This is a genomic window from Pseudomonas sp. JZ114 (assembly GCF_051027705.1).
Taxonomy (GTDB): Bacteria; Pseudomonadota; Gammaproteobacteria; order Pseudomonadales; family Pseudomonadaceae; genus Chryseomonas; species Chryseomonas luteola.
Genome location: NZ_CP069256.1, coordinates 1,055,724 through 1,074,733, shown reverse-complemented (window position 1 = coordinate 1,074,733; position 19,010 = coordinate 1,055,724). Strand labels below are relative to the sequence as shown.

Below are 19,010 nucleotides of genomic sequence, written 5' to 3'. Positions count from 1 at the left end.
TAGCGGCCATACACATACAGGACAGCTTAGCGAATGGTGTAGGCAGCCAGCTTACCGCCGTTGCCATACACATACATCCAGTCGCCATCCACTAACGGGCGAACCCGAACGCCGCCGTTACCCAGCTTCTGACGACCGGCCATATGACCATCCGTCTGGCTTAGCAGGTGAATATAGCCTTCATAATCACCTACAGCGACGTAGTTCGACAGCACAGCCGGGGCGGACAACATACGACGCGCCAGGGAATCATTACTCCACAGCGCTGAAGCCGAATTTTGATCTACTGCTTCAACGGTGCCATTTTCCAGGCTTACATATACGTTACCGAAACCTTCAGCGACACCGGTATAGCTGGATGCATCACGTTGCCAGAGCACACGACCGCTCTCCAGATCCAGTCCGGCAACCCGGCCGTGGTACGTGGCCACATACAGCGTAGTACCTGAAAGCAGCAGTCCGCCGTTGATATCAACCATACGATCCAGCTCAGAGCGCCCCTGCGGGATGGCAACCTGCTGCTCCCAGATCGGCAAGCCACGCTGTTCATCCAGCGCAATCACCTTGCCGCTGGCCAGACCAGCGACAACATAGCGATTGGTTACGACCGGAGCACCTGTGCCACGCAGGGTCAAAACAGGCATGCTCTCCTCATACAGCCAGCGACGATCACCCGTCTCGGCATCAAGGGCATAAAGCTTGTCGTCCTGAGTCTGGACAGCCACGATGTCACCGTTGCTGACCGGCGGAGCCAGTACTTCACTGGAAACCCTGGCGCGCCATTTTTCATCGCCCGAGGTTGCGTCAAGGGCAACGACATCCCCTCTCAACGTACCAACCAGAACCAGCCCGTAGGCAGCGCCGACGCCACCTGAAACAGGCAGGTCCAGCTTTTTCTTCCAAATGATGTCACCGTTTTCACGGTTCAACGCCATGACCAGGCCTTCGTTATCAGTCACGTACAGGGACTGACCGTCAATGGCAGGCGTCAACAGGTTGTAGGTATCACCCTGCCCTTCCCCTACCGAGCGGCTCCATTGCTCCTGCAACTGAACATCGGCCTTGAAGTCCTGCAATTCAGCAGGCGGCAGCTCTTTTTTGCTGTTACTGCTGCACCCGACAGCAGTCAGGGCCAAGGCCAGTAGCGCAACATGTTTCCAACGCAGCATCAGGCATCTCCTTTTGCCAGGTCATCCAGCTTCATCTGCAGCGTGCCTTCGGCGGCATCGGCAGGCAATTCGGACTTGGCTTTTTCATAAGCGGCACGGGCATCGTCGACACGGCCCAGACTGACCAACAGATCACCACGTAACTCTTCGCGGTTGGCGACATAAGGCTCTGCAACCTTGCCTTCCAGTAGTTTCAGGCCATCTTCAGCCTTGCCCTGCGCAGCCAGCACACGCGCCAGACGCTGGCGTGCCAGTTCGCCCACAGTATCATCCGCCGGCTTATTGACAATCGCCTTCAGCTCGTTGGCTGCGTCATCCAGCTTGCCACTCTCAACAGCAACCTTGGCCACGAAAAGACTACCGTATTGGGAATAGGTAGTACCTGAATACTCCTGCTTGAGCTGGTTGGACAGGTCCGTTACCCGAGCGGTATCCGGTTTGCCGCTGGGATCCAGCGCTGCCTGAACCAGCTCCTGATATACGATGGACGCAGCCTGAGACTGATTGGTCTGATTACGCTCCCACCATTGCCAGCCCAGCACGGCCACCAGGGCCACAACGCCACCGGTGAGCAGCGGCTTGCCGTTACGCTGCCACCAATCCTGAAGGTGGGCGACATTTGGATCTTCATTCTGCGAACTCACCGGTCACTCCTATTCGCTTTCGCTGTGTGCGGACGTCTGCTGCTGCAAGCTATCGTGCAGGCGTGCGGACAACTGATCCCAGTCGACCATCTCCTGGGCACTATCATTACGTAAGGGCTTGAGGCCAACCTGGCGCTGCGCCAGCTCATCCTCACCCAGAATCAGAGCAAACCATGCACCGCTCTTGTCTGCCTTCTTGAACTGACTCTTGAAACTTCCGCTGCCAGCATTAACCGCCAGACGCAAGGACGGCAAGGCCGTACGCAGCTGCTCGGCCAAGGCCAGACCGGCTAGTTCTGCCGCTTCACCAAAGGTGCATAGGTAGATGTCCATCGGACGGCTAAGCTCGGCGGGAATCTTGTTCAGCGTCTCAAGCATTAGCACCAGACGCTCAACACCCATGGCAAAACCAACGCCTGGCGTAGGCTTTCCACCAAACTGAGTGATCAGACCATCGTAGCGTCCACCAGCGCACACCGTACCTTGTGCGCCCAGCTTATCGGTTACCCACTCGAATACGGTACGACCGTAGTAGTCCAGACCCCGCACAAGCTTCGGATTGATCGTGTACTCGATGCCTGCTGCTTCAAGGCGTGCCTTCAAGCCTTCAAAATGAGCACGAGACTCTTCGTCTAGATAATCCGACAACGTGGGAGCATCGGTCAGCAAGGCCTGTGTCTGGGCATTCTTGCTGTCCAGAATACGCAGGGGATTAGTCGTCAAACGACGCTGACTGTCTTCATCCAGCTGATCGAAATGCTGCTTGAGGTAATCAACCAAGGCATCCCGATAGGCTGCACGCGCTTCGCTTGAACCCAAGCTGTTCAGCTGCAGTGTAACGGCATCATCAATACCCAGCTGCCTCCACAGGCGCGCCGTCATGATGATCAGCTCAGCATCGATATCCGGCCCAGGCAAGTTAAAGACCTCTACGCCAATCTGATGGAACTGGCGATAGCGTCCTTTTTGCGGCTTCTCGTAGCGGAACATGGGTCCCGTATACCAGAGTTTCTGAACCTGGCCACCGCCTGTAAGGCCGTGCTCCAGCACGGCGCGGACACACCCTGCTGTGCCTTCCGGACGAAGCGTCAGCGACTCACCGTTACGGTCGAGAAAAGTATACATTTCCTTGTCGACCACATCGGTGCCCTCGCCGATACCCCGAGCGAACAGCTCGGTGAATTCGAGGATAGGCAGTCGGATTTCCTTGTAGCCGTACCCATCCAGCAAGGTAGCGAAAGTTGTTTCCAGATAGCGCCAGGCTGGCGTCTGCTCTGGCAGTATGTCGTTCATGCCACGAATGGCTTGCAAAGACTTGCTCACGAGGAGTCCTTAATTCAATTCTCTAACGGCATTCAGCTACGGGCAATAACAGCCGCATCCGCTTCCATTTTTTCAGCCGCTTTGCGGCGAATCAGCTGCTCCAGCTCATCCACCAGATTCTCATTGGTCAGCTTTTGTGCAGGCTTGCCATCGATATACACTAGGTTATTAGGCGTGCCGCCAGTCAACCCTACGTGAGCCTCTTTGGCCTCTCCCGGCCCATTGACCACACAGCCGATAACGGCCACATCTAAGGGAACCAGAAGATCTTCCAGGCGCCCTTCCAGATCATTCATGGTCTTGACCACATCAAAGTTCTGGCGAGAGCAGCTTGGACAGGCGATGAAGTTGATGCCGCGTGACCGTAAGCGCAACGACTTCAGGATATCGAAACCCACCTTGATCTCTTCGACCGGATCCGCCGCCAGGGAGATACGAATGGTATCGCCAATGCCTTCGGCCAGCAGCATGCCCAGGCCAACCGCAGATTTTACGGTGCCGGAACGCAAACCACCTGCCTCGGTGATGCCCAGGTGTAGCGGCTGCTCGATCTGCTTCGCCAGCAAGCGATAAGCCGATACGGCCATGAAGACGTCACTCGCCTTCACACTGACCTTGAAGTTCTGGAAATCCAGTTTGTCGAGGTAATCGACATGACGCATGGCTGATTCCAGTAGCGCTTCAGGGGTAGGCTCACCATATTTTTTCTGCAGATCCTTTTCCAGAGAGCCCGCATTCACGCCGATACGAATCGGAATGTTCTTGTCACGCGCCGCATCGACTACCGCCCTGACCCGGTCTTCACGCCCGATGTTGCCAGGGTTGATACGCAGACAATCCACACCGAGTTCAGCTACCCGAAGGGCAATTCTGTAATCAAAATGAATGTCTGCAACCAGAGGAACATTCACCTGCTGCTTGATTTGACCGAATGCTTCTGCAGCATCCATGTCGGGAACTGAAACCCGAACGATATCAGCGCCTGCATCTTCCAGACGACGGATTTGCGCAACTGTTGCGGCAACATCACAGGTTTCGGTGTTCGTCATGCTCTGTACCGCGATAGGAGCATCGCCTCCTACCGGCACGGAGCCTACCCAGATCTTTCGAGAAGGGCGACGTTTGATCGGCGATTCGCTATGCATGACAGGACTCTTCTTCCTGATAAATACCAGATCCTTACGGAGACTGGTTAAAACCAGAGAACTATAAAATATGATCCGATAATAAAATCAAAGCGGCAGAATGATGCCGCTTTGATCGTACTGCAATTCTGGTTACTGAGACGCCTGCCCTACTTTGAAGCGAGCAGTTTCCCCACGTACATAGGGCTTGATGTCTACCGGCTGGCCGTTATAGGTAATTTGCGCACCTCGTGCGTAGCCTAAACGAATCTCCACAGGAGCTTTTACCGTTTCAAACTGCAGGGTATCACCCTTTCGTTTGAGGCCACTGTAAATAACTTTCCCCGACGCATCTGTGATCTGCATCCAGCAGTCCGCTACCAGCTGAATGCTCAAGCCTCCCTGCCCTGCCGCTGGCGCAGTCTCGCCGGCTGGCGGCGTGGTAGGCGCAAGCGCAGCATCGGTCGATACAACCGGAGTAGTCGGTGTAGCGGCCGCAGCAGGAGCAGCATTCGCAGCGCCATTGGCTGCCGCACCGGAAGCGGTATTCGCTACAGGCACAGGCGTTTGCGCAACAGCATTGGCAGCGGGAGCAGTCGGTGTAGCGGGCACACCTGGCTCTGATGCAGCGGGCACCTCAGCCTTTTGAGCTTCCGCCACCGCCTGATCTTCAGGCTCATCAAGCGTATGAATTTCAGTAGTGCCGTCTGCGCTTTCTACTTCGACATGCTCAAGGCTAAGGCCATTACCGCCCATACCAAGCCCGGAGCGCTCCTGCCACCAGAACAGGCCAAGCCCAATGATAACAACGACCAGAATAAAGCTGACGATACGCAGGACATTACGCGACAAGCGCACCGGTTCTTCAACACGGTTTATGGTGTGAACCGTACTGCCTTTGGCATCGGTCCCTGTGTACTGATCGAAGACCTTTACAAGCTCAGCCTGATCAAGCCCCAGCAGCTTCCCATAGGAGCGGACATAACCGCGGGCAAACGTATGCCCTGGCAGCTTTTGATAGTCCCCAGCTTCCAGCAACTCGATGACATGCCCACTCAGATTCATCTGAGCAGCCACTTGAGCGATGCTCCACCCATTGGAAATGCGAGCCTGGCGCAGTATGTCGCCTGGATTACCACGAGCTGACATTACAGCCTCAGGTTGCACATTACTCATCGTTGCTCCGACTGAAGTTGTTTATATTCTTCAGAAGCGGGATAAAGCCGCTTCAATTGCAAGGTATAACTGGCAGCCGTATCGCGATCGTTGAATACTTCGGCCAGACGGATGCCCAGTAAAAGGCTACGCGCATCCTGGGGCGAAATACGGCTAAATGCTTCGTAATACCCACGTGCAGGTACATACTCACGAGCCGCATAAGAGAGCTGCGCCATTTCCAGCAAAGCCTTGGGTTGGTTGCTGTTCAGTCTCAGCGACTTCTCCAAATACTGGCGTGCCAATTCGGGCTTATTCAACCTTAACGCAGTTAAACCGAGGTTTTCAAAGACTCGCGAGCGTTCAGGGTACAAAGGATCCTGCGAGGCCTCTATGAAACGATCGTAGGCTTCGCTGTATCGCTTCTGCTCAAAAAGAAAGCTTCCGTAATTATTGAGAATACGGGAATCGTTACGGCGTGCTGACATGGCCTTGCGGTATTCTTCGTCAGCCAGTTTGGGCTCCATCTCGGTCTGGAACACCAATGCCAGCGCGGCATGGGCATCGGCGCTCGAGGAGTCAAGCTGCAGGGCCTGTTTCAGCGGGATCTTGGCCTGCTCGGTGTTTCCTTCCTGCAGATAGCCCAGACCCAACTGAATGTAGGCGTCCCGGGCATGATCACGACCTTTTTCCGTACTCAGAGGGTCAGTAGAGCCAGTAGTGACGCAGCCGGTTAAAAGTCCTGCAACTGCCAAAGCCAATACTGCACGCAACATCACTAACCCTCTCCTTTTAATTAATTCTGGCGAACACCCAAAGCCGCATCGTTCTCATTATTCAACTGGCGTACAGCAATGTACCGCTCGCTTCGTCGAGTACGGTCCATAACCTTTCCTACCAGCTGCCCACAGGCTGCATCGATATCATCGCCACGCGTAGTACGCACGGTGACATTGAAACCGGCCTGCTGCAGGAGTTCCTGGAAGCGACGCACCGCATTCTTGCTGGGGCGCTCGTAACCGGAATGAGGGAAAGGATTAAAAGGAATCAGATTGATCTTGCAGGGCACGTTGCGCAGCAATTCAATCATCTGCACAGCATGCTCGGGCTGGTCGTTGACGTCCTTGAGTAGAGTGTACTCAATGGTCAGAACACGTTTTTCACCCAGCTGACTAATGTACCGCTGACAGGCATCCAGCAGCATGGCCAGAGGATACTTGCGATTGATCGGTACCAGCTCGTTGCGCAAGGCGTCGTTGGGCGCATGCAGCGACAGCGCCAGAGACACATCGACGTGCTTGGCCAACTCCTCAATCATGGGCACTACCCCTGACGTGGATAGCGTTACCTTGCGCTTGGATATTCCATAACCCAAGTCATCCATCATGATTTGCATGGCAGCTACGACATTGTCGAAATTGAGCAGCGGCTCACCCATGCCCATCATCACGACGTTCGTAATGGCACGGTCGATCTTGGCCGGCACAGTACCAAATGACTTGTTGGCAACCCACACTTGGCCAATGACTTCGGCAGCCGTGAGATTGCTATTGAAACCTTGCTTTCCGGTCGAACAGAAACTGCAGTCAAGTGCACAGCCTGCCTGTGACGAAACACACAGCGTGCCACGCTTGTCCTGAGGAATGTAAACCGTCTCAACGCAGCTACCGGAAGCCACACGAATGACCCACTTGCGGGTGCCATCCGCCGAAATATCTTCACTTACTACTTCGGGGCCACGAACCTCGGCGCAGGCCTTGAGCTTTTCGCGCAAGGCCTTGCCGAGATTACTCATGGCGTCAAAATCATCAACGCCAAAGTGGTGAATCCATTTCATCACTTGGCCGGCACGAAAGCGCTTCTCTCCGATGGACTCGAAGAACTGCTCCATTTGTGGCTGGGTAAGCCCCAGCAGGTTAGTCTTGCCGACTGTATTGCTCATGGATTCACCTGTGGATCAGCGAGTGCGCTCGCAAACTTCAGTTGCAGCGAAGAAGTAAGCGATTTCACGGGCAGCCGATGCTTCGGAATCAGAACCGTGAACAGCGTTTTCATCGATGGAAACAGCGAAATCAGCGCGGATGGTACCGGCGTCTGCTTTCTTGGGATCGGTAGCGCCCATCAGCTCACGGTTCTTGGCAATGGCGTTTTCGCCTTCCAGAACCTGAACAACGACCGGACCGGAAGTCATGAAGGACACCAGATCCTTGAAGAAAGGACGCTCTTTGTGCTCAGCATAGAAGCCACCGGCTTCGCGCTCGGAGAGCTGAACCATCTTCGCGGCCACAACGCGCAGGCCAGCCTTTTCGAAGCGAGTGATGATTTCACCAACGACGTTCTTGGCTACAGCGTCCGGCTTGATGATAGAAAGGGTGCGTTGAACAGACATGACAACTCCAAAGTTGGGCATTTAGCAAAAACGAAACCCGCGGATTATACGCGGGCTTCGGTCAAAAGCGTAGGCTAACGAAGAATAGGTTAGTCCGCTTCTTCAATCCACGCAGCTTGGATGGCTTCGAGTACCTTCTCGCCACCCCGCTGGGGGTCATCGTCAAACCCGGGCAGTGCGGTGACCCAGTTACGCAAATTCACGAAATTTACATAGCGGGGATCCACATCCGGGTGAGCTTCGGAAAGAGCGATTGCAATATCCAGCACATCGACCCATTTCATCGCCATGATGATCTTCCTTAGTGACGTTCCGATACCTGATTGATGGTGTAGCGGGGAATTTCAACGACCAAGTCGGCAGTGCCAACCTTTGCCTGACAGGACAGCCGGGACTCCGGCTCCAGCCCCCATGCCTTATCCAGCATGTCATCTTCAAGCTCGTCAGACGGCTCCATGGAGCCGAAGCCTTCACGAACGACGACATGGCAGGTCGTACAGGCACAAGACATCTCACAGGCATGCTCGACTTCAATACCGTTGCGCAACGCTGCATCGATAATGGTTTCACCTTCTTCGGCCTGGATCACCGCGCCCTCGGGGCAATGCTCTGGGTGGGGCAGAAAAACGATCTGCGGCATGGTGAACTTACTCCTGGATTTCGTTAAGACGACGACCCGCCAGGGCCGCCTTGATCGATGCATCCATCCGGCGAGCCGCGAATGCATCGGTCACTTGGGAAAGACGCTTGGTTTGTACTTCAATAGCAGAGGCATCTGAATGGTCGACAAGACTCTTTAGCTTGTCGATCTCGGCCTCTATAACTTCACGCTCTTCAGCGTTCAGCAAACGATCGCCGTCCTCAGCGACAGCCGCCTGGACCGCCTCTAGAAGACGTTGCGCCTCGACTTGCTGCTCACGTAGCACGCGAGCGTTCATGTCATCGCCGGCATTCTGAAAAGAATCCTGCAGCATACGCGCGATTTCACCATCCGTCAGACCATAGGATGGCTTGACCTGGATACTGGCTTCCACACCACTGGAGAGCTCTCGCGCCGAGACGCTCAGCAAGCCGTCCGCATCTACCTGAAAAGTCACACGGATCTTGGCAGCGCCAGCCACCATAGGCGGAATGCCGCGCAGCTCGAAACGAGCCAGCGAACGAGCATCTTTCACCAGCTCTCGCTCACCCTGCAGCACATGAATCATCATGGCTGACTGGCCATCTTTATACGTTGTGAAATCCTGGGCACGTGCCACAGGTATGGTCGTGTTACGCGGGATAATCTTTTCCATCAAACCGCCCATGGTTTCAAGCCCAAGGGAGAGCGGAATGACATCCAGCAGCAAGAGCTCTTCGCCACCACGGTTACCCGCCAGGGTATCAGCCTGAATGGCCGCACCGATGGCAACAACCTTATCCGGATCAATGTCCGTCAGTGGCTCGCGACCGAACAGTCTGGCCACTGCGGATCGGACTTGCGGCACGCGAGTGGAGCCACCCACCATGACTACCGCCTTGACTTCCTCAAGCTCGCAACCAGAGTCACGCACTGCGCGACGGCAAGCTTTCAGGCTTCGCGCGATCAACGGCTCGATCAGTGCTTCAAAGTGCTCGCGAGTAAGCTCGCCCTGCCAGGTACCGTAACTGAGCGTAACAGTAGGTTGCGCCGACAATTGCTCTTTGGCCATGCAGCCTAATTGCAGTAACTGACGTTGCTCCGAGGGCGACAGATTAGTAGACAGCCCCGCCTGATCGATTACCCAGGTCGCAATGGCATGGTCAAAATCATCACCACCCAAGGCACTATCACCTCCGGTAGCCAGGACTTCGAAAACCCCTTTGCTCAAACGCAAGATGGAAATATCAAATGTGCCGCCACCCAGGTCATAGATCGCAATGAGGCCCTCCGCACCACGATCCAACCCATAGGCCACTGCCGCTGCGGTGGGCTCGTTAAGCAGCCGCAACACATTCAAACCGGCCAGCTTGGCAGCATCCTTGGTCGCTTGGCGCTGCGCGTCATCAAAGTAAGCCGGAACGGTTATTACCGCGCCAACCAATTCACCACCCAGGGTCTTTTCTGCACGCGAACGCAATACACGAAGGATTTCGGCTGAGACCTCAACAGGACTCTTGAGTCCCTGTATCGTCTCAATGAAAGGCATGTGGGACTCGCCTTCAGCGAATCGATAGGGTAACTGCTCGCCCAATTGCTTGATATCAGCCAGACCGCGACCCATGAAGCGCTTTACGGAAAGAATCGTATTGAAAGGGTCTTGTGCAGCACTTTGCTTGGCTACATCCCCTACTTCAATATCCTTTTCCAAATAGCGAACGGCTGAGGGAAGAATGACACCGCCCTGCTCATCAGGAAGCGGCTCAGAGACGCCGCTGCGCACGGCAGCGACAAGAGAATTCGTAGTGCCCAGATCAATCCCTACCGCCAACTTGCGTTGATGCGGCTTGGGAGCCATTCCAGGTTCGGCAATTTGCAATAAAGCCATTGCTATTCAGCTTGTGCTAGGGGCGCCTTTAAGCAGGCGCCAGATTAATCGTCGAGGCGCTCTTCCAACTGACGCACTTCGCTGCTCAGCTTGTCGAGAAACTGCATGCGGCGAACAAGCCGTTCTGCAGTTTCCTGTTTCGAAGCGTTCTCCCAACACGAATCGAACTTATGCTCGAGTTCAGCCTGGGAGTTCTTCAAACGCTGCTTGAAGGGCGCGATACCATCAACGTCCCCCTCATCCTGCAATTCTTCCAACTCTTCACGCCACTGCATCTGCTGAAGGAGAAAGTCGGGATCCTGGATAGTCGCCTCAACAGGCATTTCATGCCCTTGAAGTGACAGCAGGTAACGGGCTCGCCGCGAGGGAGTCTTGAGAACGTGATACGCCTCGTTCAACTGCGCCGCACGCTCCAGTGCCTGTCGCCGCTCCCGCTCGGGGGCATCGGCAAAGCGATCAGGATGCACTGTACGCGCAAGCTCACGATAGCGACTCGAAAGCTGCTCAAGATCAAGCGCAAAAGACGGCTTGAGATCGAACAAGGCAAAGTGACAAGGCGTTCCCACGGGCGACCTCAAACGTTGAAGCTTTCGCCGCAGCCACACTCACCGCGCACGTTAGGGTTATTGAATTTGAATCCCTCGTTGAGTCCTTCCTTGACGAAGTCCAGTTCGGTACCGTCAAGGTAGACAAGGCTCTTCGGATCAATGATGACCTTGACGCCATGGCTTTCGAACACCTGATCTTCTTCAGCCAGCGTATCAACGAATTCCAGCACATAGGCCAAGCCCGAACATCCGGTGGTACGTACGCCCAGACGGATACCTTCGCCTTTGCCGCGTCCTTCCAGAGAACGCTGCACGTGACGTGCAGCAGATTCAGTCATGCTAATGGCCATCAGTGCCTCCTCAAGCCAAACCTTTCTTCTGCTTATAGTCCTGCACCGCCGCCTTGATGGCGTCTTCGGCCAGAACCGAGCAGTGAATCTTGACCGGAGGCAAAGCTAGCTCTTCAGCAATCATGGAGTTCTTGATCGCCTCTGCCTCATCGATGGTCTTGCCCTTCATCCACTCGGTAGCGAGCGAGCTGGAAGCGATGGCAGAGCCACAGCCATAGGTCTTGAAGCGTGCATCTTCGATGACGCCCTGATCGTTGACCTTGATCTGCAGACGCATGACATCACCACACGCCGGCGCACCAACCATGCCTGTTCCGACGTCAGGATCTTCGGCATCGAATTTGCCAACGTTACGCGGGTTTTCGTAGTGATCGATTACTTTATCGCTGTAAGCCATTTCTCAATCCTCACTCATCAGGAGCGGTTTAGTGTGCCTGCCATTCAACTGTGGTCAGGTCAACGCCCTCTTTGTACATATCCCACAACGGAGAAAGTTCACGCAGCTTGGTTACTGCATCACGCACTTTCTCGGCGGCGTAATCAACTTCTTCTTCGGTCGTGAAACGGCCAAAGGTGAAACGAATGGAGCTATGAGCCAGTTCATCGTTACGGCCTAACGCGCGCAGCACATAGGAAGGCTCAAGCGAGGCCGAAGTACAGGCCGAACCCGACGATACCGCCAGATCCTTGAGCGCCATGATCAGGGATTCACCCTCTACATAGTTGAAGCTCAAGTTCAAGTTATGCGGTACGCGTGAAACCAGACTGCCGTTTACATACAGCTCTTCCATATCCTGAAGCTTGCTGTAGAAACGATCACTCAGCGCCTTGATACGAACGTTTTCCTGCGCCATCTCTTCCTTAGCAATTCGGAAGGCCTCGCCCATCCCGACGATCTGGTGAGTCGCCAGCGTACCGGAACGCATACCACGCTCGTGACCGCCGCCATGGGTCTGCGCCTCAAGACGAACGCGCGGCTTACGACGAACATAAAGCGCACCAATACCTTTCGGACCATAGGTCTTGTGTGCCGAGAAGGACATGAGGTCAACTTTCAGCGTCTCAAGGTCGATCTCAACCTTACCAGTTGACTGAGCAGCATCCACATGGAACAGGATGCCACGGGCACGCGTAAGCTCACCCAGCGCAGCGATGTCATTGATAGTGCCGATCTCGTTGTTGACGTGCATCAGGGAAACCAGAATGGTGTCCTCACGCAATACTGCTTCAACCATATCCGGCGTGATCAGGCCATCTTCGCCTGGCTCTAGGTAAGTCACCTCAAAACCTTCGCGCTCGAGCTGGCGAGTCGTATCCAATACGGCCTTGTGCTCGATCTTCGACGTAATGATGTGCTTGCCCTTGCTCTGATAGAAGTGAGCCACACCTTTGATCGCCAGGTTATCCGATTCGGTCGCACCGGATGTCCAAACGATTTCACGTGGATCGGCATTCACTAACTCGGCAACCTGACGGCGAGCATTCTCGACCGCTTCTTCAGCCTTCCAGCCAAACATGTGCGAGCGCGAGGCTGGATTACCAAAGTTACCATCTACCAAGAGACACTCGCTCATTTTCTGAGCGACACGTGGATCGACTGGAGTAGTTGCAGAGTAATCAAGATAAATCGGTAATTTCATCGGTAACTCCTATATCAGGCTGGCGGCCGGCTCACTCAATAGCGGACGCTTCAATCTTTTCAATGTCCGAGGCACGAGTTCGGCTATTGCACACTCGCTTGTCCTGACGGTTCGCTACAGCTTGTATCTCATTACGCGCGACTAGATCCGCTAGCGTGATACCGCTGAGAAACGTATGAATCTGCTCGCTCAGATCGCACCACAAGTGATGCGTCAGGCATATGTCACCGGAATGGCAATCGCCCTGCCCCTGACAGCGGGTAGCATCGACAGACTCGTTTACGGCATCGATGACCTGAGCGACATGAATGTCCTGCATATCGCGCGACAGTTGGTAACCACCGCCCGGTCCACGCACACTGGTTACCAAAGTGCCACGGCGCAACTTGGCAAACAGCTGCTCAAGATAGGAAAGCGATATACCTTGGCGCTCAGAGATGTCAGCCAGGGAGACCGGTCCACGCTGCGCATGCAGCGCCAGATCAAGCATGGCGGTGACGGCGTATCGTCCTTTGGTTGTCAGTCTCATGGCAAAACCAGGATGTACTTTAGATAGGTCAAGTATGCAATTCCTGACTATTTAAGTCAACTATAAGCCCTATCGATTCAGTCAACCATTAAAGCCGACCAGAGGCGTTGGCGCACTCGGCTAAAACTGGCCTTCAGACATCATCAGTTTTGCATTTTTCGCCACGAACAACCTTTTGCGTCTCGGTCAGAACACCACGAAGGATATTCATCTCCAGCTTGGTGATTGCACTGCGCCCATAAAGCCTGCGTAGGCGAGACATGAGATGGCGAGGCTTCTCGGGATCGAGAAAACGAATATCGATAAGCGTTTCCTCGAGATGGCGATAGAACAGCTCCAACTCCTCAACAGTGACCAGCTGGGTATTGAGCATGGCCGTACTTTCGACCTTGCTCATCTTGGTGGGCTGCCCTTGAAGGGCCAACCATGCCATGCGTACCTCGTAGACGAGCACCTGTACCGCAGCCGCAAGATTCAGAGAGCCAAATTCCGGGTCAGAAGGAATATGAACATGAAAATTGCAGCGCTGAAGCTCTTCATTCGTCAGACCTGCATATTCGCGACCAAATACCAGCGCCACCTCCCCACCCACCTCGGCATGCTGCAGCGACGTTTGTGCGCACTCACGGGGATCGAGCAGCGGCCAGGGGATACGGCGATCCCTTGCGCTGGTTCCCAGAACAACGCTGCACCCTGTCAGCGCATCTTCCAGCGTTTCAACAACACAAGCATTATCCAGCACATCCGTGGCACCGGATGCACGCGCTATGGCATCGCCATGGGGGAACTGCTCAGGCTGCACCAGATACAGCCGCTTCAATCCCATGTTCTTTATGGCGCGAGCCGCACCGCCAATATTGCCAGGATGGCTTGTGTTAACTAGGACAACGCGTATGTTCTCGAGCAAGTAGCACCCCCTCTTTAAAGGTGCGAATCTTACCGGACCCCTGTGCGCAAAACCATTCATGCCGACAAGGCAACCGCTCTCTGCATTCTTTTCTGCTAGAATAACCGGCTTTCTTTTACAACCAGGTGGTTTCTCATGCAGCCCATGCTGAACATTGCGCTGCGCGCAGCTCGTAGTGCCGGTGAATTGATCTTTCGCTCAATCGAGCGCCTGGACCTCATCGCTATCGACGAAAAAGGCGCCAACGATTTCGTGACCGAGGTCGACCGGGCCGCCGAACAAGCTATTTTCAACGTTTTACGCAAGGCTTACCCCAACCACGGCTTTCTAGGCGAGGAGTCCGGACTCATCGAAGGTCAGGGTGATGGCGCTGATTATCTGTGGGTCGTCGATCCGCTGGATGGAACCACCAACTTCATTCATGGCGTCCCGCACTTCTCTGTCAGCATCGCGTGCAAGTATCGCGGCCGCATCGAGCATGCCGTTGTATTGGACCCGGTTCGTCAGGAAGAATTTACCGCCAGTCGCGGACGTGGCGCCGCCCTCAATGGCCGACGCTTGCGTGTCAGCACTCGTAAAAGCCTTGAGGGTGCCTTGATCGGCACTGGCTTCCCGTATCGCTCCAGCAATATGGACTACCTGGATAATTATCTAGGCATGTTCCGCACCCTGAGCACCCAAACCGCAGGTATTCGCCGCGCGGGATCTGCTGCATTGGATCTAGCTTATGTGGCCGCTGGTCGATTCGATGCCTTCTGGGAAATGGGGCTATCCGAGTGGGATATGGCAGCAGGTGCGCTACTGATTCAGGAAGCTGGCGGTCTGGTCAGCGACTTCAATGGCGGCCATGACTACCTTGAAAAAGGCCATGTAGTAGCAGGCAACACCAAGTGCTTCAAGGCACTCTTGACTACGCTGCAACCTCACCTACCCGCCTCACTGAAGCGCTGAATGAAAACCGCCCACTGATGTGGGCGGTTTCGTTTTACTTGACTACTTTCAGGCTAGGCCGCCCTTGCGGCTTGCTTGGCGCCGACTTAGGCGCAGAACCTTCCGACTTACCCTTGGGATCATCATCTGGAGAAGAAGGCTCCAGATCAAACACCATCCCCTGCCCATTTTCGCGCGCATAGATAGCCAGAACAGCTTGGGTGGGCACATAGAGACTATGGGCTACACCACCAAACCGCCCATCGAAACTCACGGCTTCGTTATCCATGTGCAATTGGCGAATAGCTCCTGGCGCAACGTTGAGAACAATCTGACCGTCACTGGCATAGCCCGGCGGAACCAGCACATTCGGATAGTCCGCATTGACCAGGATATGCGGTGTGCAATCGTTATCCACGATCCACTCATACAGCGCCCGAATCAAATAGGGACGGCTTGAATTCATTATGTTCCTCCTATCAGCGCATCTCGCGCTCAACTGGCGACAAGCTCGCCTGAAAGGTATCGCGGACGAAATGGCGATCCATATAATCAAAAATCGGCTTGGCTTGTCGCGGCAACTCAACACCCAGGCCAGGTAAACGCCAGAGCAAAGGCAATAAATAGCAGTCAACCAGACTCATTTCTTCATTTAAGAAGAATTTTTTGTCTGCAAAAAGAGGAGCAACCGAAGTAAGACTGCTGGCGAGCTGCCGGCGAACCTGCTGAACATCACCACCTCCTTTTTGCTGACTCATGATGACATCAGCGCTGTCGCACCAATCCTTCTGGATGCGATGCATGAGCAATCGCATCTGTGCTCGAGCAACAGGGTAAGCCGGCAATAGCGGAGGATGGGGATAGCGCTCCTCCAAATACTCCAGCACGATGGTCGAGTCATATAACACAAGATCACGATCCTGCAGAACAGGTAGTGTCCTATAGGGATTCGCATCAGCCAGTGCTGCCGGATACCTGGCAGGATCGATATCTTTAACCTCCACATCGACCTGCTTCTCGGCAAGCACAAGGCGAACACGATGCGAGTACGGATCCCTAGAGTCAGAAAAACAGGTGAGACGCGTTACATTAGCCATACACTTCTTCGCTGTGCAGCCCCAAACAGGGCAAACGATCGCACCTCACGGCACAGATCCCACTAAAAACAGACATCATTGGACGTCTTTCCAATATTCTCGCTTGAGCAGGTAGGCAAATACAAAAAGAATTGCCAGATACGCCAGAACATAAACGCCAATCCGCTCAGCCTTTTCTTTATTCGGGTCCGCTGAATACGCTAGAAAAGCCACAAGATGGCGAACCGTTTGGTCAAACTGCTCAGCGGTTTGCGATCCTGTCCCTGAAATGACAACAAGCTCCCTGCAACTGCCTGCGCTATTCTCTTCTACAGGCAGACAGGCCTGACGGCCCTGCAAAGCGCCCAGGACATTTGGCATGGCTACATTGGGGTATACGAGGTTGTTCACGCCCCAGGGCCTGGAGGGATCTTCATAAAATCCTTTGAGATAGTGATACAGCCAGTCTTCCCCTCGAACGCGAGCCACCAGCGTCAAATCAGGAGGTACGGCGCCAAACCAGCCCATTGCATCCTCAGCACGCATACTTGAAGTCATGTGATCGCCTGGCTTGGCCTCAGTAAAAATCAGTGTTTTTTGTAGAACATCCTCAGGAATGGAAAGGTCCCTAGCTACATGCTCATAACGCTGATACTGGGTGCCATGACACCCCATACAAAAATTAACAAAGGTGCGCGCCCCTTCCTGAAGGGCGGCCTTGTCAGAAAGGTCAACGCGAACCTTCTCAAACGGAACATTTTCCGCCCCCTTCAGGGCTAATGGCATACACGTGAGCACCAGCAATGCCATTAGCCTGAACAGCATCACCTTACTACCCTCTCAGGTACCAGACCTACCCGCTCGACACGGGTGTAAAACGGCATGAAGACGAAATAGCCAAAGTACAGCACAGTAGCCAAGCGAGATAGAAAAATCCGTTCAGACGTAGGGGGAAGAACCCCTAGTACGCCAAGCGCTACAAAGGCCATACAAAAGAGCAACAGCGCCAATCGGCTCATCCATCCTTTGAAGCGCATCGACTTTACAGGACTGCGATCTAGCCAGGGCACTACGAATAGGACGGCAACAGCTGCTCCCATAATCATGATGCCGGCCAGCTTGTCAGGCACAGCTCGAAGCATCGCGTAAAAAGGCGTGAAATACCAAACTGGAGCGATATGCTCAGGCGTCTTCAGCGGATCGGCAATTTCAAAATTCGATCTCTCCAGAAAATAACCACCACCTTCAGGAAAGAAGAAAACCACGCTACAGAAGATAAAGAGAAAGACCGCCACACCCATTAGGTCTTTGACGGTGTAATACGGATGAAAGGGAATACCATCAAGCGGCCTACCCGTTTCATCAAGGCTTTTTCTGATATCCACCCCCAGCGGATTATTGGAACCCACTTCGTGCAGGGCAAGAATATGCAGCACCACCAATCCGACCAGCAGTAGTGGCAGCGCGATAACATGCAGCGCAAAGAAGCGATTGAGCGTAATACCTGAAATTAGGTAATCGCCGCGTATCCATTGCGCCAGGTCTTCGCCCACCACAGGAATGGCGCCAAACAGAGCGATGATTACCTGAGCCCCCCAATAAGACATCTGCCCCCAAGGCAGCAGGTATCCCATGAACGCCTCGGCCATGAGTAGAAGATACAGCAACATGCCAAAGACCCAGACTAACTCGCGCGGCTTTTGGTAAGACCCATAGAGCAGGCTTCGAAACATATGCAGGTAGACAACAATAAAAACAGCTGAGGCGCCTGTTGAATGCAGATAACGAATGAGCCAGCCGTAATCGACATCGCGCATGATGTATTCAATTGAAGCAAAGGCACCTGCTGCCGTGGGGGTATAGCTCATCGCCAACCAAATGCCTGTTACCAATTGGTTGAACAGGACAAGCAAGGCCAGGGATCCAAAAAAATAAAGGACATTAAAGTTCTTGGGTGCGTAATAGTGGCTTAGGTGCTCGCTCCATAGACGCGAAGCAGGAAAACGAGCATTTAGCCAAGCCTTCAACCTGCTCATCCCGCCTCCTTTTGACTCATGCCTATCACAATAATATGTTCAGACTCGTAAGCGTAAGGCGGAACCACTAGGTTGAGCGGCGCAGGCTGCGCCTTGTACACCCTTCCAGCCAGATCATAGCGTGAGCCATGACATGGGCAGAAATATCCTCCCAACCACTCCGTTCCTAGGTCAGCAGGAGCAACTTCCGGCCTAAAGATCGGGGAGCAGCCTAAATGAGTGCAAACACCTACCACGACCAGCACATCCGGCCTGATTGAACGCAAGCGACTGTTTACATAATCGGGCTGTATTGAGTCATGAGAATCAGGGTCAGCCAGCTGATTTTCCAACCTCGACAGGCGCTCCAATGCATCTGCGCCACGCCTGAGTACAAAAACAGGCTGACCACGCCATTCAATAACAATTTGCCGCCCCGGCTCCAACTTGGAAATATTGACCCTTATCGGAGCGCCAGCGGCTTTCGCCTTGGCACTTGGAGACCATGATTTAATAAACGGGATAGCGGCGCCAGCGACCCCCACTGCGCCTATTACCGAGGTTGCCGCCACCAATAGTCGGCGACGCCCCTGATTGACACCCCCATCACTCATTCAAAGCCCCTTCGGCCACCACCACCCAAGCCATGTCACGCGAAGGCAGAGGATACTTAAATTCAACGAGAGAACCTATTCATCTGCTTT

The 19,010-nt window shown here is 54.2% G+C and carries 23 protein-coding genes; 1 reads left to right on the top strand and 22 read right to left on the bottom strand.

Annotated features, from left to right (window positions below; translation table 11 throughout):
- Positions 1 to 26: 26 nt before the first annotated feature.
- The 17 genes from bamB to trmJ form a co-directional block, all read right to left on the bottom strand.
- A complete protein-coding gene (gene bamB / locus JQR90_RS05035) occupies positions 27 to 1,169 on the bottom strand; it encodes an outer membrane protein assembly factor BamB (RefSeq protein ID WP_010797333.1) in 1,143 nt (380 codons plus the stop codon).
- Positions 1,169 to 1,813 (bottom strand): tetratricopeptide repeat protein, encoded by a 645-nt coding sequence (locus JQR90_RS05030; RefSeq protein ID WP_010797332.1) that lies wholly within the window; start codon positions 1,811 to 1,813, stop codon positions 1,169 to 1,171. Before JQR90_RS05030 ends, bamB begins: the two co-directional genes overlap by 1 nt.
- 9 nt (positions 1,814 to 1,822) lie before the next feature.
- Positions 1,823 to 3,136 carry a histidine--tRNA ligase gene (gene hisS, locus JQR90_RS05025; RefSeq protein ID WP_010797331.1) on the bottom strand — a complete coding sequence of 438 codons (1,314 nt, stop codon included), beginning with the start codon at positions 3,134 to 3,136 and terminating at the stop codon, positions 1,823 to 1,825.
- Between the two features lie 32 nt (positions 3,137 to 3,168).
- Positions 3,169 to 4,281: a flavodoxin-dependent (E)-4-hydroxy-3-methylbut-2-enyl-diphosphate synthase gene (gene ispG, locus JQR90_RS05020; RefSeq protein WP_010797330.1), complete on the bottom strand. Its 1,113-nt coding sequence runs from the start codon at positions 4,279 to 4,281 to the stop codon at positions 3,169 to 3,171.
- 132 nt (positions 4,282 to 4,413) lie between these two features.
- Positions 4,414 to 5,436, bottom strand: coding sequence for a RodZ domain-containing protein (locus JQR90_RS05015; protein ID WP_010797329.1), 1,023 nt, complete (start codon positions 5,434 to 5,436; stop codon positions 4,414 to 4,416).
- A complete protein-coding gene (gene pilW / locus JQR90_RS05010; RefSeq protein WP_037030037.1) occupies positions 5,433 to 6,194 on the bottom strand; it encodes a type IV pilus biogenesis/stability protein PilW in 762 nt (253 codons plus the stop codon). Before pilW ends, JQR90_RS05015 begins: the two co-directional genes overlap by 4 nt.
- A 17-nt stretch (positions 6,195 to 6,211) precedes the next feature.
- On the bottom strand, positions 6,212 to 7,357 hold the full coding sequence (rlmN, locus tag JQR90_RS05005; protein ID WP_010797327.1) for a 23S rRNA (adenine(2503)-C(2))-methyltransferase RlmN: 1,146 nt from the start codon (positions 7,355 to 7,357) through the stop codon (positions 6,212 to 6,214).
- Positions 7,358 to 7,372: 15 nt separating this feature from the next.
- Entirely contained in the window at positions 7,373 to 7,804 is a 432-nt protein-coding gene (gene ndk / locus JQR90_RS05000) for a nucleoside-diphosphate kinase (protein ID WP_010797326.1), read from the bottom strand.
- Between the two features lie 89 nt (positions 7,805 to 7,893).
- Positions 7,894 to 8,094, bottom strand: a complete 201-nt coding sequence (iscX, locus tag JQR90_RS04995; protein ID WP_010797325.1) for a Fe-S cluster assembly protein IscX — start codon at positions 8,092 to 8,094, stop codon at positions 7,894 to 7,896.
- An 11-nt stretch (positions 8,095 to 8,105) separates the two neighbouring features.
- The gene (gene fdx, locus JQR90_RS04990; protein ID WP_010797324.1) at positions 8,106 to 8,444 is read right to left on the bottom strand and encodes an ISC system 2Fe-2S type ferredoxin; all 339 of its coding nucleotides are present in this window, start codon (positions 8,442 to 8,444) and stop codon (positions 8,106 to 8,108) included.
- A 7-nt stretch (positions 8,445 to 8,451) separates the two neighbouring features.
- A complete protein-coding gene (gene hscA / locus JQR90_RS04985; RefSeq protein ID WP_010797323.1) occupies positions 8,452 to 10,311 on the bottom strand; it encodes a Fe-S protein assembly chaperone HscA in 1,860 nt (619 codons plus the stop codon).
- Between the two features lie 44 nt (positions 10,312 to 10,355).
- Positions 10,356 to 10,877 carry a co-chaperone HscB gene (hscB, locus tag JQR90_RS04980; protein WP_010797322.1) on the bottom strand — a complete coding sequence of 174 codons (522 nt, stop codon included), beginning with the start codon at positions 10,875 to 10,877 and terminating at the stop codon, positions 10,356 to 10,358.
- Between the two features lie 8 nt (positions 10,878 to 10,885).
- On the bottom strand, positions 10,886 to 11,209 hold the full coding sequence (iscA, locus tag JQR90_RS04975) for an iron-sulfur cluster assembly protein IscA (RefSeq protein ID WP_074827960.1): 324 nt from the start codon (positions 11,207 to 11,209) through the stop codon (positions 10,886 to 10,888).
- 10 nt (positions 11,210 to 11,219) lie between these two features.
- Positions 11,220 to 11,606, bottom strand: a complete 387-nt coding sequence (gene iscU / locus JQR90_RS04970) for a Fe-S cluster assembly scaffold IscU (RefSeq protein WP_010797320.1) — start codon at positions 11,604 to 11,606, stop codon at positions 11,220 to 11,222.
- A gap of 28 nt (positions 11,607 to 11,634) precedes the next feature.
- Positions 11,635 to 12,849 carry an IscS subfamily cysteine desulfurase gene (locus JQR90_RS04965; RefSeq protein WP_010797319.1) on the bottom strand — a complete coding sequence of 405 codons (1,215 nt, stop codon included), beginning with the start codon at positions 12,847 to 12,849 and terminating at the stop codon, positions 11,635 to 11,637.
- 31 nt (positions 12,850 to 12,880) lie between these two features.
- Complete coding sequence (gene iscR, locus JQR90_RS04960) at positions 12,881 to 13,378, bottom strand: Fe-S cluster assembly transcriptional regulator IscR (protein ID WP_010797318.1); 498 nt, start codon at positions 13,376 to 13,378, stop codon at positions 12,881 to 12,883.
- A 133-nt stretch (positions 13,379 to 13,511) separates the two neighbouring features.
- Positions 13,512 to 14,285 (bottom strand): tRNA (cytosine(32)/uridine(32)-2'-O)-methyltransferase TrmJ, encoded by a 774-nt coding sequence (gene trmJ, locus JQR90_RS04955; RefSeq protein WP_010797317.1) that lies wholly within the window; start codon positions 14,283 to 14,285, stop codon positions 13,512 to 13,514.
- Positions 14,286 to 14,420: 135 nt separating this feature from the next.
- Between trmJ and suhB the strand changes: the two genes are divergently transcribed.
- The gene (gene suhB, locus JQR90_RS04950) at positions 14,421 to 15,236 is read left to right on the top strand and encodes a type III secretion system regulator SuhB (protein WP_010797316.1); all 816 of its coding nucleotides are present in this window, start codon (positions 14,421 to 14,423) and stop codon (positions 15,234 to 15,236) included.
- A 34-nt stretch (positions 15,237 to 15,270) separates the two neighbouring features.
- Here suhB and JQR90_RS04945 read toward each other — a convergent pair whose 3' ends face one another.
- The 5 genes from JQR90_RS04945 to petA all read right to left on the bottom strand — a co-directional run bounded on the left by JQR90_RS04945 (position 15,271) and on the right by petA (position 18,920).
- Entirely contained in the window at positions 15,271 to 15,681 is a 411-nt protein-coding gene (locus JQR90_RS04945; protein WP_010797315.1) for a ClpXP protease specificity-enhancing factor, read from the bottom strand.
- A 13-nt stretch (positions 15,682 to 15,694) separates the two neighbouring features.
- Positions 15,695 to 16,312, bottom strand: a complete 618-nt coding sequence (locus tag JQR90_RS04940; protein WP_010797314.1) for a glutathione S-transferase N-terminal domain-containing protein — start codon at positions 16,310 to 16,312, stop codon at positions 15,695 to 15,697.
- 75 nt (positions 16,313 to 16,387) lie between these two features.
- Positions 16,388 to 17,116: a cytochrome c1 gene (locus tag JQR90_RS04935; RefSeq protein ID WP_010797313.1), complete on the bottom strand. Its 729-nt coding sequence runs from the start codon at positions 17,114 to 17,116 to the stop codon at positions 16,388 to 16,390.
- Positions 17,116 to 18,327 (bottom strand): cytochrome b, encoded by a 1,212-nt coding sequence (locus tag JQR90_RS04930; protein ID WP_010797312.1) that lies wholly within the window; start codon positions 18,325 to 18,327, stop codon positions 17,116 to 17,118. The genes JQR90_RS04935 and JQR90_RS04930 overlap by 1 nt, the downstream gene beginning before the upstream one ends.
- A complete protein-coding gene (petA, locus tag JQR90_RS04925; protein ID WP_010797311.1) occupies positions 18,324 to 18,920 on the bottom strand; it encodes a ubiquinol-cytochrome c reductase iron-sulfur subunit in 597 nt (198 codons plus the stop codon). The genes JQR90_RS04930 and petA overlap by 4 nt, the downstream gene beginning before the upstream one ends.
- Positions 18,921 to 19,010 lie beyond the last annotated feature (90 nt).

Coding starts and splice junctions, on each gene's coding strand:
- iscA (WP_074827960.1), bottom strand. CDS start 11,209: ATGGCCATTAGCATGACTGAATCTGCTGCACGTCACGTGCAGCGTTCT.
- iscR (WP_010797318.1), bottom strand. CDS start 13,378: ATGAGACTGACAACCAAAGGACGATACGCCGTCACCGCCATGCTTGAT.
- JQR90_RS05015 (WP_010797329.1), bottom strand. CDS start 5,436: ATGAGTAATGTGCAACCTGAGGCTGTAATGTCAGCTCGTGGTAATCCA.
- bamB (WP_010797333.1), bottom strand. CDS start 1,169: ATGCTGCGTTGGAAACATGTTGCGCTACTGGCCTTGGCCCTGACTGCT.
- JQR90_RS04935 (WP_010797313.1), bottom strand. CDS start 17,116: ATGCTGTTCAGGCTAATGGCATTGCTGGTGCTCACGTGTATGCCATTA.
- ispG (WP_010797330.1), bottom strand. CDS start 4,281: ATGCATAGCGAATCGCCGATCAAACGTCGCCCTTCTCGAAAGATCTGG.
- hscA (WP_010797323.1), bottom strand. CDS start 10,311: ATGGCTTTATTGCAAATTGCCGAACCTGGAATGGCTCCCAAGCCGCAT.
- petA (WP_010797311.1), bottom strand. CDS start 18,920: ATGAGTGATGGGGGTGTCAATCAGGGGCGTCGCCGACTATTGGTGGCG.
- suhB (WP_010797316.1), top strand. CDS start 14,421: ATGCAGCCCATGCTGAACATTGCGCTGCGCGCAGCTCGTAGTGCCGGT.
- JQR90_RS04945 (WP_010797315.1), bottom strand. CDS start 15,681: ATGAATTCAAGCCGTCCCTATTTGATTCGGGCGCTGTATGAGTGGATC.
- JQR90_RS04940 (WP_010797314.1), bottom strand. CDS start 16,312: ATGGCTAATGTAACGCGTCTCACCTGTTTTTCTGACTCTAGGGATCCG.
- ndk (WP_010797326.1), bottom strand. CDS start 7,804: ATGTCTGTTCAACGCACCCTTTCTATCATCAAGCCGGACGCTGTAGCC.
- iscU (WP_010797320.1), bottom strand. CDS start 11,606: ATGGCTTACAGCGATAAAGTAATCGATCACTACGAAAACCCGCGTAAC.
- JQR90_RS04930 (WP_010797312.1), bottom strand. CDS start 18,327: ATGAGCAGGTTGAAGGCTTGGCTAAATGCTCGTTTTCCTGCTTCGCGT.
- iscX (WP_010797325.1), bottom strand. CDS start 8,094: ATGGCGATGAAATGGGTCGATGTGCTGGATATTGCAATCGCTCTTTCC.
- JQR90_RS04965 (WP_010797319.1), bottom strand. CDS start 12,849: ATGAAATTACCGATTTATCTTGATTACTCTGCAACTACTCCAGTCGAT.
- rlmN (WP_010797327.1), bottom strand. CDS start 7,357: ATGAGCAATACAGTCGGCAAGACTAACCTGCTGGGGCTTACCCAGCCA.
- fdx (WP_010797324.1), bottom strand. CDS start 8,444: ATGCCGCAGATCGTTTTTCTGCCCCACCCAGAGCATTGCCCCGAGGGC.